A 14,996-nucleotide genomic window follows, 5' to 3' on the forward strand; every position below is an offset into this window, starting at 1 on the left:
CTTACCTGAGATATTAATATATAAATGAAATGTTTATGTTCGATTACTTACTGCTGTTAAAATTAAAAATGGACTAATAGTAATGCGATCGCGTCCTTGTGCTTTATAATGATACTTATGGGCATCAAGCAGGAGATAATTGTTTACAACAAATTGCCCTAACTGTCCGTAATTGTCTGAATTATCCAACACATATAGTTGCACGTTATGGAGGTGAAGAATTCGCCGTAATTTTGCCTAAAACCGATCGAAAAGATGCATATTCTCTGGCTGAAAAAATTAGCAATAAAATTAAATATTTAGCAATTAAGCATATTAATTCTCAAGTTAAATTAGGTATTGTTACTGTTAGTATAGGAGTATCTTGCACTGTTCCTAATCATCAAGATAATCCTGCCATATTAGTTAGCTCTGCAGATGAAGCCATCTATCAATCTAAAGCACAAGGACGCGATCGCATTACTATTAGTCCATTTTTTAATTTTAACAGCAGTAAGTAATCGAACATAAACATTTCATTTATATATTAATATCTCAAGGTAAGTATTAAGTTCTTAGCTTTTTAATCAATGAAGCAAGCATTCGTTTGACTTATAGAACCCCTGAGTGGTATCTTTGTTAATGCTGGTTTTTTTTGCCAAGAAGTTAGGATATTTATATTTAATTACATAATTGATATTATTCCCCAACAATCAAAAATAAAATCAATTATTGCACTCTTATTCATCAATTCTTCCCTCCCAGGAGGGGGAGGGGCGAGGGGTGGGTTCCCTACTCTGTACGGACGTTGCATAAGGGCGTCCCTACGACCTACTCCCAAGGAGATGCCTCATAAATCCCAAATGGGTTCTATATTACATTTTATATCATGTCCGAACGCAATCGTTTGTGTAAAAGTTAGCGTAAATATCTACAGGGAATTTAAGTTTTTTTCTTGCTCTTTCTTAAGTTTTTCTGTCTATTCCCTATTCCCTATTCCCTATTCCCTATTCCCTACCTTTGCTATACAATACCGATGCTACCGGACATGATATTAATCAGAGAATGAACCACAAGACCGATGAGTTTGAGTTCGATTCATACAACTCTGTGGCAGGAAATGTAGGTATTTCTCAAGAGCTGCAGTTCCTCTGTAAGAAGCTAGCTGACTGCTGAATGCTGTTTGCGCAGCAGTCTGCAGGAAATACTTACATATAAACTTGATTATTTTTTCAGATTGAATTATGTATTACTACCAATAAAAATATAAATTAATATGTAGATATCATATCAAGTTCATAACATCTTACTATAGTCTTTTGGTTTAATGTTAATAATCTAGAAATTAATACTTTAACTACCTTTTTTGTTTAGTATTATAGTGTTAAATTTGAAGTTTGAAGTTATTAATAAAAGGTTTTAGGCCGCATCCGTTCAATAATGGATAATTAATAATTGATAATGGATAATTGATAATTGATAATTACCGAAAAATTGTGGTATAAAGCCTCCCCTTTTAAGGGGATAAAAAGCGGTTGTAGCGGAGCTTCCCGTAGAGTGGGATGGCGCAATTCGGAGTGGCTCTGATAAGAGCGGGTCTCCGTTCCCTCCGGGACGCTTTCCTTACGGAATGAAGGGCGCAAACGCTAACCGCGTTTGCGCCCTTCATTCCGGAACGGAAAGCTTTGCGGTAGCAAACGTCATATCCATGAGACCAAGAGAAGAAAAAATTTCATGATTAGTCAATCCTATCCGTTTTAAAGGAGAGGTAATTCTAAATTCGCGCATTCTAAATTCGCGCATTCATGAACTCTTCCTTTTAGGGAGAGAATTGAATAAAAGGAAAATTAATTCATTGTTTCTCCTGTAAAGGAGAGGCTTTAAACCTTAATTATTCGGTAAAATAATTTTGGAGTAATTAATGATGACTAATTACATATATCAAGTTGGTGGTAGCTTAAGTAAATATGCCCCCACTTATGTTACTCGTAAAGCCGATATAGAACTTTATCAAGCACTCAAAAAAAGAGAATTTTGTTACATTCTTAACTGTCGTCAAATGGGAAAATCATCCCTATTAGTCAGAACCTATCATCAACTACAACAAGAAGGATTTAAATGCGCCACTATTGATATGACCAATATTGGTAGTGAAAATATTACCCCACTCCAATGGTACAAAGGTATTGTCACAGACCTCTGGCGTAGCTTTAAACTCATAGGGAAATTCCAGTTAAAAAAATGGTGGCAAGAACTTGGAGATATTTCCTTACCTCAAAAATTAAGTCAATTTATTTGTGATATTCTCTTAGTAGAATATCCGACAGAAAATATTTGTATATTTATCGACGAAATAGATAGTATTCTGAGTTTAGATTTTGCCGTAGATGATTTCTTTGCTCTGATTCGTTATTGTTACAATCAACGTACTATTAACCCCGAATATAATCGGATAACATTTGCCATATTTGGAGTAGCGACACCATCAGATTTAATCCAAGACCAGAAAAGAACACCATTTAATATTGGTAAAGCTATAGAATTGCATGGATTTACATTAGAAGAAGTTTCCCCATTAGCCACTGGATTAAAAGTCAAACAAGGAAATGCTGAAACAGTGCTGAAAGAAATTTTAGCATGGACTGGAGGGCAACCATTTTTAACACAAAAACTGTGCGATTTAGTAGTAAAAATTAGTCACGATACAGCAACAGAAATTTTAACTATTCCACGAGGAAATGAATCATTTTGGGTAGAAAGTATTGTCAGAACAAAAATTTTACATAATTGGAAATACCAAGATGAACCAGAACATTTGAGGACTATCCAAAACAGGATCGAATATTATCAAGACCGGGCTGGCAGATTATTAGGAATATATCAGGAAATACTGGAGGGCAAAGAGGTAAAAGTAGATGATAGTAGAGAAAAATCGAATTAATTTTATCAGGATTAATTATCAAAAAATCGGGATTCCTGAAAGTAAAAAATCGGATATATCAAGAAGTATTTAACTTAGAATGGGTAGCAAAAAAATTAAGTGATTTACGACCTTATGCTCAGGTATTTAATGCTTGGATAGCTTCTCAGCAAAATGATGAATCGCGATTATTACGAGGGCAGGCATTAAAAGATGCTCAACAGTGGAGTAATGGCAAAAGTTTAAGCGGTTTAGACTATCAATTTTTAGCAGCTTCCGTAGAATTAGACCGCAAAGAAAACCAAATAGCTTTAGAAGCAGAACGTATAAAAGAAGTAGAAGCGAGATTCAAACAAGAACAAAAAACTGCCAAACTCCAAAGATTATTATTAGGAGTAGTAACTGCAGCATTCACTTTAACGGTGGGATTAGGAATAACAATTTTTTTGACAATACAAGCAAGTAGCAAATAAAAAAATTCAGGTAATTATTAAATATTCAGAAACCTTATTTGCAACTAATCAAAAATTAGATGCACTTGTAGAAGCAATGAAAATAAAAAAAAGATGGCAACAGCTTCAGCTTCGCATAACAGACAAAAAACTAGCAAATCAAATCGAAATGATACTCAGAAAAGGGGTTTATCAATGCTGTCTCATAGTAAGCATTCAGCTATTAGCTGTCAGCTATCAGCAACAAGACTCTCTCATATAGGACAGTGTTTAAATTAAAATAGACTTTAAGAGCTAGGGAACCAACTTTTGTAGTAAGACAATTAAATATTGCTTTTATTCTAAACTAAAAGCAATAGCTGAAGTTCGCAGTTCCTCCGGAGGAGGCTGGCTGATAACGTATGACGGCTGTTTGCGGAGCATTCCGGAGGAAATGCTTACGTCTCATAGAGCAGCGTCGGGAGGATGTCAAACCGAACATGATATAACTTGACGTTGAGCTACAAATAACTCTTGAATTCCTGCTTCTGCTAAATCTAAAATTTGATTAAGTTGAGTACGACTAAAGCTACCTGCTTCTGCTGTTCCCTGAACTTCAATTAAAGCAGGTCGATCGTTCATCACCACATTAAAATCAATTTCTGCAGCTACATCCTCGGTGTAATTCAAATCCAAAAATTCTTTCCCCTCCAATAACCCCACTGACACAGCAGCAACCTGATGCAAAATAGGCGATCGCTCCAACTCTCCCTGCTGCATCAACTTATTAATAGCATTCGCCACTGCCACAAACCCCCCAGTAATAGAAGTAGTACGAGTACCCGCATCTGCTTGTAAAACATCAGCATCTACAATGATGGTACGTTCCCCTAATAAATTCAGATCTAGAGATGCTCTCAAACTACGTCCGATTAACCTTTGAATTTCTTGAGTACGTCCAGAAAGTTTCATAAATTCTCTTTGTTGGCGTTGGGGAGTTGCACCAGGTAACATTCTATATTCAGCAGTTAACCAACCCTGTCCCGTATCTGCCAAAAACTTAGGTACTCCTGGTTGGATAGTGACAGTGCAAAGTACCTTGGTATTGCCACACCTAGTTAAAACAGAACTGGTGGCAAATTTAGTATAATCTAACTCAAAACTTATAGGACGTAATTGCTCTGGTTGTCTACCATCAGGACGTTGCCAAGACATAAATATTTATAAATTGATTAATTAATAAACTACTGAGAATTACCGAAAAATTCAGGTATAAAGCCTCTCCATTCATGGAGAAAAAGCGGTCGAGGGATGGCGAGGTCCCCTCGCCATATCCAATCGACCAAGACAGCGGTCGTTTTGCTGGCGCATAACTACTGGTCTGTCAAACCTATTTTGATGGGTGATGAATTCTCAAAAGTCTTGGTTGATAAGTTTTTCAATTTGGAAATACCCATCAATTCAAACTTGACAGACCACTACGTTAACGCTACGCGACATGTTTGCCGAGCATGACAAACGGAAAAAGCGGAGCTTCCCGTAGGGTGGGATGGATGGGTTTCCTAACCATATCCATGAGACCAAGAGAAGAAAAAAAATCCTTTGATCCAATCCTCTTAATTTATAAGAAGAGGTAATTCTAAATTCTAAATTCTAAATTCTAAATTCTAAATTCTAAATTCTAAATTCTAAATTCTAAATTCTAAATTCTAAATTCTAAATTCTAAATTCTAAATTCTAAATTCTAAATTCTAAATTCTAAATTCTAAATTCTAAATTCTTGAAATTGCTGTAATATTTGCTGTTGGACTTGGGTAATTTGTTGTTCCCCATCAATAGTGAGTAATCTTTGACGATATTCATAATATTCCAAAATAGGAATAGTACGCTCATAGAATAACTCTACCCGACGTCGGGCAATTTCTGGGTCATCATCAGCACGCGATCGCTGTAGACATCGATTCATAAGTATCTCCTCAGATACCTGTAAATAAATTGCCCAGTTTAGCTGTTGCCCTAAATCATCTAATAAAAAATTTAGTTCTTCCGCCTGAAAAGCAGTTCTCGGATAACCATCAATTAACCAACCCTGGCTAACATCAGACTGTAAAAGTCGTTGACGAACAAACTGGATCATTGTTTGGTCTGGTACTAACTCCCCCTTTTCTACATAAAGCTGCGCCATCTGGCCTAATGTTGTTTGAGTAGCGATCGCCTCTCTGAGTAAATCGCCAATAGAAATTAAAGGAATCTGTAAATGATTACATAACCATTGTGCTTGAGTTCCTTTTCCAGCACCTGGCCCACCTAAAATTATTAGTCTCACAGTCTCTCAACTTAATTAGTCACAATAGAAGGATTAATTGATCTATCAAAAATTCAGAATAATAGATATATAACCTATTTAGTATCTTTAGTCATAATTCATAACGAAGTGTTGTGAAGTTCTCTCCCGTTAAATCGAAGATTATAACGGGAGCTTCTCAAATAAAGAAGTTTCTTGTCTCACAGGCTGACTAACGCCTAAGCCTCCACAAGCAGACAAGATGATACCCACCTCGTTTAACCCTTTATTTAAAATATTAATTGCAGCGTTTTCATCTCGATTTAAAACTGTTCCACATTTCTGACAAGAATGAGTTCTAACTGATAAAGTTAATGGTACTTTGTGACCACAATTACTGCAATGCATGTGATGTATGATGAGGGTGTAGGGCCGAATGGCCATTCGCCCCTACTTACATGAACACTCTCGGCAATTCCCCTCCCGTCAAATCGCAGATGATAACGGGAGACCCCGAGACCGTATCTAGTTGGTATTCCTAACATAGTCAGGATAGAGGACTCAGAACTATTCGGTGACTCTTGTGTTCCCGATTACCTATTTTAAATTGGACATATATATAGTGTTAAATTTGTAGTAGAATCACAAAAAGCACTATATATTGTAAAACAAGTATTGTCCTTGGGCAATGTTTCAGTCCAGCTTAACAAACTGGAAAAATTCAGTATATTACCAAAATATAGATTTCTCAATTTTAATTTTCATAATGGTTGCACAACTACAAACCCCTTCTCTAAATATTCCTAGCGATTTACCATACACTGTTCCTGGTCTGGTGCAAGTATTCACAAGTGGTCAGCGCAATTTCTTTACTGATGTTATGGCTCAAGCTTTGAGGATAGCTGGCCAAGGAACTCCTGTGTTGATTGTACAGTTTCTCAAAGGAGGAATTCACCAGGGACATGAGCATCCAATGCAACTAGGACAAAATCTTGATTGGGTTCGTTGTGGTCTTCGTGGTTGTATTGATACGCCGGATATAGATGAAAGTCAGAAAAATTCACTACTGGATTTGTGGGACTATACTCAAAGGGTTGTAGATGAAGGAAAGTATGAGTTAGTAGTTCTTGATGAGTTAAGTGTAGCAATTAATTTTGGCTTAATTCCAGACATTGAAGTAATAGAGTTTCTAGAAAAACGCCCTAGTAATGTAGATGTAATTTTGACAGGCCCAGATATGCCAGAAGCAATTTTGGACATGGCAGACCAAATCACTAAAATTCGTCGCAGTCATAGGCCATGAGGAAGAAAGTTTTAATTAGGGTCTGCTGAAAAAATTGGCTAGTGGGGGTAGAACACGGGGACGCGGAGACACGGGGACGCGGAGACACGGGAACAGGTAATGGTTTCGGTCATTTTATGTGAAGAAATTTTCTTGAATTTCAGCAGAAAATTTCAGTAAATTGATGCCAATAAGAGCCATAAACTTGGAGATAAATTGAATATAAAAAGCTTCATTACCGTCAGCTATCCTGAGAGGTTGTCTGACAAGTCCCATTTACTACATCCAAGCCCCCGCGCATCCCCCTTTCAACAAAAAGCGTAGCATCCTCTGGCTTCCCCCGTTCAACAAAAAGCGAAGCAACATCTGGCTTCCCCGATCCTGCGGGGGACGGGAGGGGGATTCCAAGGGGGACGGGAGGGGGATTAATAAAGGGGGACTAGAGCAAGCAAATTGACTCTTGTTCCCCCCAAAGTTTGCTTGCTCGGGGGGCAAAATTCAGTATCAAAAACTTTTCAGATATCCTCTGACTTCTAGCTTCCATAAGCAAGCTCTAATTATCTAGGAGAGAGGGAAGAAGGAAGAGGTTTTGCTCTCAAAATTCTCTCTTTACCAAGATTAAAATATTAGAATTACTGCCTAATCCTTTATTAAACTATTTATCGCGCATTCTTCACTACATCTTCTTGAGAGTAGGAATTAGGGAGTAGGGTTTCTAGGAATAATATATCTTCACGGTTGTGCCTAGAATTGTTAAAAATATTATTGAAGTTTACTTATTAGTTAATAACTGAAATTTTGAGGGAGTACAGCATTAATGTTTATGAATTAGTATAAGTTGATGCTTGTAGAGAAATAATTTTTGTTGTTGTAGAAAATTATCTTTGTGAAAAAATCTTGCAGCTATGATTTTCTTCTAAATTCTGTCTCCTGACTCCTGACTCCTGACTTCTTCTTCGGAGAATATAAATGATTACTTCGGTGGAAAGAATATTTCTGTTACTATTGTTACAGTAAATTAAGAAAGTTTAGTCATTGAGCATAAAACAAATATTTTTGGCAGTGCTGACTGTCACTACAGTTCTGTCCATATCATCACCTGCAAGATCAAATGAACTTAACGATCTTTACAACAGTTGCTACGGAGGAAATACTGGGAGTTGTGAGAGATTAGGTAGGCTGTGCGGAGAAGGAAATGACAGAGCTTGCAGGTTAGTCAATACTGTGACTAGAGCGGGTATTGGTCAGATTAACTATTATTGCCGACAGCGAAATAATAACCGGGCCTGTGATTTTTTGCGCCAGGTTAATCAAGCAGGTGGTCCTAGGAACTTAGCTCGTTTGTGCGGTCAGGGCAATGGCGGAGCTTGCAATGCTCTGAGGGTGATTAATTGCTATGCAGCAGAAAATTTCACACGTGGCAGACTTGACATCCTCCCCGGCCTAAAGGCACGGGGATTCCTACTGAGCCATAGCTCCTCGGCGGGTTGACGCTTTGCTTCGCATAGCTGTCGCTAACACAGGGTACTGCTTCCTTGGCGGTAGTCTAACGCTTCCCTCCACGTCCGTTTAGAGTTTCCGAGTGCCCCCCGGCAACTAATAACACTATAACATATATTCAATTGACTTAACATAAAAATAAAAAGTCGCCCTACAAGGGCGAGGCTTTAAACCCAATTTTTCGGTAAGTGTGGCTGACTCAATTAGCGGGGACTTTCGATTTTTATGTTTGGCCTGATTAATTTTCATGGAACGAGAAATATGTCAGGCGATCGCTAATTTTTGATTTTCTAACAGGGTGCGTTAGATGAGAGTAGGGGAGTAGGGGAGATAAAGACAGCTAGAAATAACAATCTATTGCACAGTTTTAGCTGTGGAGCGTCTACTACACACTCTCAAGTTATGCGCTTCAGAAAATGCAAATGACTATTGCGACATAGGTAATAGAGAGGGAAGTAGATATTTTCCGATGACACACTCTCAAGTTATGCGCTTCAGAAAATGCAAATGACTATTGCGGCATAGGTAATAGAGAGGGAAGTAGATATTTTCCTACTACTGGACTGACACACCTTAAATGGTGCATTAGGGAGTAGGGGAGTAGGGGAGTAGGGGAGATAAAGACAGCTAGAAATAACAATCTATTGCACAGTTTTAGCTGTGGAGCGTCTACTAGAAAGAATTGATGGGGATTTATACTGATAGAGTATCAAATATAGTTAAATAAAATTATGCGAATATTACAGATAGTACCATCTATTTCTCTTGTTTATGGCGGTCCTAGTCAAATGGTATTAGGACTTTCTACTGCTCTTGCTGCTCAAAATATAGATGTTACTATTCTTACTACAGATTCTAATGGAGATATAGGTCAACCACCTTTGGATGTTCCTCTTGATAAACCTGTTAGACAAAATGGTTATCAAATTCGCTATTTTCGTTGTTCTCCATTCCGTCGTTATAAATTTTCTCTGAAGTTATTACAATGGTTAAATCAACACGCTTCTGAATTTGATTTAGCTCATATTCATGCTCTTTTTTCACCAGTAACTACTATGGCTGCTACTGTGGCTAGAGCTAACAATTTACCCTATATTTTAAGACCTTTAGGTACTTTAGACCCGGCTGATTTACAGAAAAAAAAATTACTCAAAAAAGTTTATGTTTCTTTGTTAGAAAAGCGGAATATTGCTCATGCTGCAGCACTTCATTTTACCAGTTTAGAGGAGGCAAAAGTTTCTGAAAGATTTGGTTTATCGACACGAGATTTAGTAATTCCTTTGGGTGTTAATCCCCCAGATAATATTCAGGATGAAAAGTTAGTTAATTATCTTCAATCTCAAGGGATAGAAATTAAACATCCCATAATTTTATTTATGTCTCGAATTGAACCTAAAAAAGGGCTAGATTTATTATTACCAGCTTTAGAACAATTATTAGCAGAAGGGATAGATTTTCAATTTATTTTAGCAGGTGCTAATCCTCAAGACCCTAATTATGAAGCAAAAATTCGGTCACAAATAGAGACTTCACCTCTTGCTAAATGTACAAAAATAACGGGGTTTGTTACAGGGGAAATTAAGGCAAGTTTATTACAGGTTGCTGATGTATTTGTTTTGCCTTCTTATTATGAGAATTTTGGTATTGCAGTAGCAGAAGCAATGGTGGCAGGTACACCAGTAGTTATTTCCGATGGAGTTCATATTTGTCAAGATGTAGCAGATGCAAAAGCAGGTTGGGTTGGTAGTTGCAAAATAGAGGATATGGCTATTTTAATTAAGTCAGCTTTGCAAAATGAAGCTGAAAGAAAACAACGAGGTTTGAATGCTAAAGAGTTAGCTAGAAAAAGTTATAGTTGGGAAGCGATCGCTACACAAACTATTCAGGCTTACCAAAAAATTATTACCTATCAAGGTATTAGGTCGTAGGTCGTAGGTTTTAGGTCTTATACCAAATTTTATCTGATACCAATTCACTTAAAAATGTCACAAATAGTTGGTAACTGATGAAGTCAAATAAGAAGATGAAATTACTGTAGAGTAGAGGTTTTAATTACCTAAAACCCACATTCCGCACTTCAAGATGTTCTTTGACGAAGAAGGTGAATTTCAGCCTCTATTATTAATAATAATAAATATCAATAGCTTATTTCATTAATTGATAATTGATAATTACCTCTGGTTAAAACCATCCTTGATTGAATATAAGGAAATATTATTTCTTCTCTTGGTCGATTGGATATGGCGAGGGGACCTCGCCATCCCTCGACCGCTTTTTTCCCCTGAAAAGGGGAGGCTTTAAACCAGAATTATTTAATTATTAATTATTAATTATTAATTATTAATTATTCGGTAATATCTATTTTTACCTATAAAATTCATAATTATTATCAGGCAAGGCTTTAAATCCCACATTCCGCACCACAAAATTTAGTATAAAAAATAAGTCAAAAGTCATGCATTCAAAAGTCATGCATTAAGAAGGAAGTAAGTAAGAAGTAAATTATAGTGGTCAATAGGAGTCAAGGATTCAGTAAGTGTTTATGCTGCCATAAGTAATCTGAGAATTTGACTCTCGATTGAGGTAAATGAAGATAATTTATATAGTATAAATACTTAAGCAAGCTACGGATTTTATACTAATTTTTATGTTACAAATTGAAGTGCGGAATGTGGGTTAAATCGCTAGTTTAATATACTACATTTTTGAGGTGCGGAATGTAGGATAAAATATCACTTCTGACTTCTGATTTTTGACTTCTGACTTTAGTGAAACGGTATGAGGTGGCACAGAATTATTTTTTCCTTCTGCCTTCTGCCTTCTTCAATAATGCCAATTTGAAAAAAGAATGTTACGAATAGTAAGAGGAATAATATCAAATCCGGTTGAATACTTATCATATATTTGGGGGTGGGGAGTAGGGGAGTAGGGGAGTAGGGGAGTAGGGGAGTAGGGGAGTAGGGGAAATTGAAGTAATTATAGAATTATCAACATATATTATATAACCGGATTCTATATAAAAAGATAAATGCAGGATATGTCTTTTGACAAAAAGCAATGATTTTCAACCTGAAAACTGGTATTAAAGCTATTCATTCTGACTCGGTCCTCCTGACTTCCCCTCCTGGGATGGGTTAAGAGTGGGTTGACTCCTAAGAAATATCCTAGCTATTTGTAGCAAATATTTATCAATTTGGTATAACTTGTTTATCTCAATCTACACTCAATTTTAAATATATTATTCTATGCAACTTCTGATAAATTTGGTATCAGTTAACAGTTATCAGTTCACTTTTTCCAACAACTCCAATAGACGATTTTTTTTGCTAGTTAAACGCATTTGATATTAAGTGTTTGGGGTGGATTAGTATAGGTACTATCGGCTAAAGGAAATGAATTTTTTTAGCCCAATGTTGGAAGATATAGCAGTCGAAGCAAAGGGCGCGGACATATAAAAAGCTTAAAACTCAGACAACGCAAGATTTCTCCTTCTTCCTTCTTCCTTCTTCCTTCTTCCTTCTTCCTTCTTCCTTCTTCCTTCTACTATAACTGACAACTGTTCACCATTAATTAATTCAAGTCTAAATTTTCATAGTCAAAAATTTTTATCTCTCAATAAATTTGTGATTTTTTACAAATAGTAAATAACCAAATTTTATTTACTTTTCATAATTTTGATTATTTCTGTACTTTCTAGACTTTTTTTTAGTCTCCTGATAGTTTTCTGACTGAGCTTGAAAAATTGCTGAAGCTCTCTCTACAGGCACTTCCAATATCTGACACAAACGAGTTAAAAATGTTTGTTCTTTACCAGAAAAAACTCCATCTATTAGAATTAGATCGATAGCTAATGCAAATGCTGTTTCTTTATATTCTGGATGCAGTGCATCGTTAGCTATAGCAACTAAATTATTCATACCTTTTTCACTGAGTAAATTGAGCAATCTATCTAGCATACTTGTAATCTGTTTTTCTGAATAGCCTTTAAACATTTCCATTTGCGTCAAAAGTACTATAACTCTTTCTGTTTCTTGGTCTAAAAGATAACCATCTGAGGCAATGGCAGATACTGCAATAGCAGCTATTGCTTCTTGTTGTGAGAATGCCATTCGATTTGCATTGTAAACTCCAAGAACCTTATTTAATAAACTCATCTTAGGTTTTGCCTCCCAATTTATTGTTTGTTTATTTCTGTACTATTTTATCTTGTATAACAGCTTTTAAGAGTTTATTGGTTCTATCACAGGATTTTTTTTTTGTCAACTAGACTATTTTAAACAATTAATAATTAATTAAGAATATTAAAGTTGTGCTGAAAGTCTGAATAAAAAGCTAAGTTGATTGAGATATTAAGAACAATATTTTGAATAGGGAATAGGGAATAGGGAATAGGGAATAGGAAAGAAATAAAGATTAGGTGTAAGCATTCAGCCATCAGCTATTAGCTATCAGCTATTAATTTTAGGGAAGGTAAAAGCAACCTTTGAAATTGAAAAAGAATAAAAAGTTACTACCAAAGTTCCTGGACAAAACCTCAGAAGTAATTATTCATTACTAATTGCTGATAGCTGACTGCTGATAGCTGAATGCTTACGATTAGATGTACTTCATGAGCCTAAGAAATGCTATATCATTTCCTGATAATTAGCGGTATAACTCCGTTCCGCTGACGAAAACAAAAACTTTCTCCTCTTCTTCCTTATTTTGAATAGGGAATAGGGAATAGGGAATAGGGAATAGGGAATAGGAAAGAAATAAAGATTAGGTGTATTTCATGAGCCTAAGAAATGCTATATCATTTCTGGATAAGAGCGCGATAGAATTCCGTTCCGATGAAGAGAACAAAAACTTTCTCTTCTTCTTCTTCCTTCTTAATTTATTCCTACATTTAATCATTCTCTAGAGGAGTTAAAAGCAAACTTCCTGTTTCTGGAAATCCCAACTTATTAGACTTATCAAATCGCCAATGTTGTTGATAACGATTAAGAAAATTCTGACCGATAATCCCATCAATACCTATTAAATCAAGAATTTGATTATCAATAATAATCCCATCTAATTGAGATACTTCATACTGTTGTAAACTCACAGTATCCAACTTTATTTTCTGAGCAATTTCAGTACCACAAAATCCTAAGACATCTATTTTTTCTGCATTAGCAATATCAACTCCCAATTCATTTGCTAAATTCTGAGATAAAACTATTAAATCTGCTCCTGTATCTAATAGAAACAGAAAAGGTCCTTTACCATTAATTTTTACCTCAGCCAATATAACTCCCATTCTACCTATCAAAGGAATAGCATTATTAACAGAAGTAGAAGGAGGTAGTAACTCCAACTGGGAAATTTGAGGATTAATAATTACATCAAAACCTTTCAGAAAATCCAAACCTAAAACACCTGATAAATTACCAGGAATAGCTGTTTTAGATAAACCCATTCCTTGCAAACCATTTACTGTAGCTGCATCAACTTTTATCGTAGGTAAAGCATGGATATTAGCATTAACATTTGAACAGTCATCACCCACAACAAAATAAGATAATAAATTATTAGGAATAGGAGTACTTGCTAAACCCAAATTTTGAGCTATTTTGCTTTCTATAATTGTATTAGAAGCACCTGTATCTAATAAAAAATTTTTAGTTTCCCCTGCCACTGTTACTGGAAGAATAAATACCTGACTATTTGTAAGTTTTTCAAGCTTGACAGTAGCTTTTCCTTGACTCAGAATTTCTGGTACACTAGCTCCACTTATTTCTAATAAAGCTTCCATTCTTTGATTAGCATCTGGGCGAAATGTACCATCTGGAGCTAACATTATTACTCTCATTGTGCATTGCATAGAAGCTACTTGTAACGTTTCTAAAGATGCTTCTGTAGGTTTAACTATTTCTCTGACACATTGAGTTAGTTCTTGTAGAACTTCTTGGGATAGTCTACTAGGTTTTGATGATGGTATTTGAGCAAGGGTAGTAGAAGAATTTTGTTCAGTAAAATTGGGTTGAGGTGCAAAAATAAAGCCAATAATTCCTATAGCTGAAATAATTAATTTAATTGAGGTAGTTTTTGGCATAATATCAAATCTGGTAGCAAATAATAATTAACAATTAATAATTAATAATTAATAATTACTTCCCCTTAAAACAAAAGGATTGACAAAAAGGATTTTTTTCTTCTTGATAGGTAGAGGAAACGTTTTTCCCACTGTTTCATGTTGCCTGTTTCCTACTGTAATATATAGCCATTTCCATAATTCTGAGACTTATAATTCTGAGCCTTGAGGAAATAGCTAAAACAAGGAGTAAAAAGACTACTTTAATTGGGTGCATTTCTTATTTGCAAAAATACTTTTTTCCTATATATTCCCTTCCGAGCTGTTGCCTTTCGGAGCTGTTGCCTAAAAGCGATAAATTTTTGGCTTTATTCACGCATTGAGATGCACCCCTTTAATTCACATTTCCCGATTGAAGCTATAGTACTCTTCTATTAATTAGATTTAATAACAGAAGTCAAAAAAATAAAATATATCGTAGAAGAAAAAAATTAAATTTTACTTTGCCTGCGAGGTCCATTAGACATAGACGTGAAAATCAA

The 14,996-nt window shown here is 35.7% G+C and carries 11 protein-coding genes; 4 read left to right on the forward strand and 7 right to left on the reverse strand.

Translation table 11 applies throughout. The features are described from left to right. The first annotated feature begins 98 nt into the window (after positions 1 to 98). Together SAGCYANO_RS00705 and SAGCYANO_RS48890 are read left to right on the forward strand one after the other, a co-directional pair. Positions 99 to 500: a diguanylate cyclase domain-containing protein gene (locus SAGCYANO_RS00705; RefSeq protein ID WP_202218339.1), complete on the forward strand. Its 402-nt coding sequence runs from the start codon at positions 99 to 101 to the stop codon at positions 498 to 500. A gap of 1,400 nt (positions 501 to 1,900) precedes the next feature. After that, positions 1,901 to 2,920 carry an AAA-like domain-containing protein gene (locus SAGCYANO_RS48890; protein ID WP_307785783.1) on the forward strand — a complete coding sequence of 340 codons (1,020 nt, stop codon included), beginning with the start codon at positions 1,901 to 1,903 and terminating at the stop codon, positions 2,918 to 2,920. Between the two features lie 238 nt (positions 2,921 to 3,158). Here SAGCYANO_RS48890 and SAGCYANO_RS48895 read toward each other — a convergent pair whose 3' ends face one another. The 4 genes from SAGCYANO_RS48895 to SAGCYANO_RS00725 all read right to left on the reverse strand — a co-directional run bounded on the left by SAGCYANO_RS48895 (position 3,159) and on the right by SAGCYANO_RS00725 (position 6,058). Then, positions 3,159 to 3,368 carry a hypothetical protein gene (locus tag SAGCYANO_RS48895; protein WP_307785784.1) on the reverse strand — a complete coding sequence of 70 codons (210 nt, stop codon included), beginning with the start codon at positions 3,366 to 3,368 and terminating at the stop codon, positions 3,159 to 3,161. A gap of 451 nt (positions 3,369 to 3,819) precedes the next feature. Beyond that, positions 3,820 to 4,545: a ribonuclease PH gene (gene rph / locus SAGCYANO_RS00715; protein WP_202218340.1), complete on the reverse strand. Its 726-nt coding sequence runs from the start codon at positions 4,543 to 4,545 to the stop codon at positions 3,820 to 3,822. 550 nt (positions 4,546 to 5,095) lie between these two features. After that, a complete protein-coding gene (locus SAGCYANO_RS00720; RefSeq protein ID WP_202218341.1) occupies positions 5,096 to 5,656 on the reverse strand; it encodes an adenylate kinase in 561 nt (186 codons plus the stop codon). Between the two features lie 141 nt (positions 5,657 to 5,797). Next, a complete protein-coding gene (locus SAGCYANO_RS00725; protein WP_202218342.1) occupies positions 5,798 to 6,058 on the reverse strand; it encodes a zinc ribbon domain-containing protein in 261 nt (86 codons plus the stop codon). Between the two features lie 322 nt (positions 6,059 to 6,380). On the opposite strand from SAGCYANO_RS00725, the gene SAGCYANO_RS00730 reads away from it, so the two are divergent. Beyond that, on the forward strand, positions 6,381 to 6,917 hold the full coding sequence (locus tag SAGCYANO_RS00730; RefSeq protein WP_202218343.1) for a P-loop NTPase family protein: 537 nt from the start codon (positions 6,381 to 6,383) through the stop codon (positions 6,915 to 6,917). A gap of 114 nt (positions 6,918 to 7,031) precedes the next feature. Here SAGCYANO_RS00730 and SAGCYANO_RS00735 read toward each other — a convergent pair whose 3' ends face one another. Further along, positions 7,032 to 7,172 (reverse strand): hypothetical protein, encoded by a 141-nt coding sequence (locus SAGCYANO_RS00735; protein ID WP_202218344.1) that lies wholly within the window; start codon positions 7,170 to 7,172, stop codon positions 7,032 to 7,034. 1,955 nt (positions 7,173 to 9,127) lie between these two features. Between SAGCYANO_RS00735 and hpsP the strand changes: the two genes are divergently transcribed. Continuing rightward, positions 9,128 to 10,324 carry a hormogonium polysaccharide biosynthesis glycosyltransferase HpsP gene (hpsP, locus tag SAGCYANO_RS00740; RefSeq protein ID WP_202218345.1) on the forward strand — a complete coding sequence of 399 codons (1,197 nt, stop codon included), beginning with the start codon at positions 9,128 to 9,130 and terminating at the stop codon, positions 10,322 to 10,324. Positions 10,325 to 12,055: 1,731 nt separating this feature from the next. On the opposite strand, the gene SAGCYANO_RS00745 is transcribed toward hpsP, so the two are convergent. Both SAGCYANO_RS00745 and SAGCYANO_RS00750 read right to left on the reverse strand, forming a co-directional pair. Continuing rightward, a complete protein-coding gene (locus SAGCYANO_RS00745) occupies positions 12,056 to 12,550 on the reverse strand; it encodes a tellurite resistance TerB family protein (protein WP_237395472.1) in 495 nt (164 codons plus the stop codon). A gap of 734 nt (positions 12,551 to 13,284) precedes the next feature. Next, on the reverse strand, positions 13,285 to 14,475 hold the full coding sequence (locus SAGCYANO_RS00750; RefSeq protein ID WP_202218347.1) for a retropepsin-like aspartic protease: 1,191 nt from the start codon (positions 14,473 to 14,475) through the stop codon (positions 13,285 to 13,287). Positions 14,476 to 14,996: the final 521 nt, after the last annotated feature.

This window comes from Okeania sp. KiyG1 (assembly GCF_014132355.1).
GTDB lineage: Bacteria > Cyanobacteriota > Cyanobacteriia > Cyanobacteriales > Microcoleaceae > Okeania.

What these genes read in the sequence shown, in the direction of transcription:
- SAGCYANO_RS48890 (WP_307785783.1), top strand. Translation starts at nt 1,901, where the DNA reads ATGATGACTAATTACATATATCAAGTTGGTGGTAGCTTAAGTAAATAT.
- rph (WP_202218340.1), bottom strand. Translation starts at nt 4,545, where the DNA reads ATGTCTTGGCAACGTCCTGATGGTAGACAACCAGAGCAATTACGTCCT.
- SAGCYANO_RS00750 (WP_202218347.1), bottom strand. Translation starts at nt 14,475, where the DNA reads ATGCCAAAAACTACCTCAATTAAATTAATTATTTCAGCTATAGGAATT.
- SAGCYANO_RS00735 (WP_202218344.1), bottom strand. Translation starts at nt 7,172, where the DNA reads ATGGGACTTGTCAGACAACCTCTCAGGATAGCTGACGGTAATGAAGCT.
- SAGCYANO_RS00725 (WP_202218342.1), bottom strand. Translation starts at nt 6,058, where the DNA reads ATGGCCATTCGGCCCTACACCCTCATCATACATCACATGCATTGCAGT.
- SAGCYANO_RS00730 (WP_202218343.1), top strand. Translation starts at nt 6,381, where the DNA reads ATGGTTGCACAACTACAAACCCCTTCTCTAAATATTCCTAGCGATTTA.
- SAGCYANO_RS00745 (WP_237395472.1), bottom strand. Translation starts at nt 12,550, where the DNA reads ATGAGTTTATTAAATAAGGTTCTTGGAGTTTACAATGCAAATCGAATG.
- hpsP (WP_202218345.1), top strand. Translation starts at nt 9,128, where the DNA reads ATGCGAATATTACAGATAGTACCATCTATTTCTCTTGTTTATGGCGGT.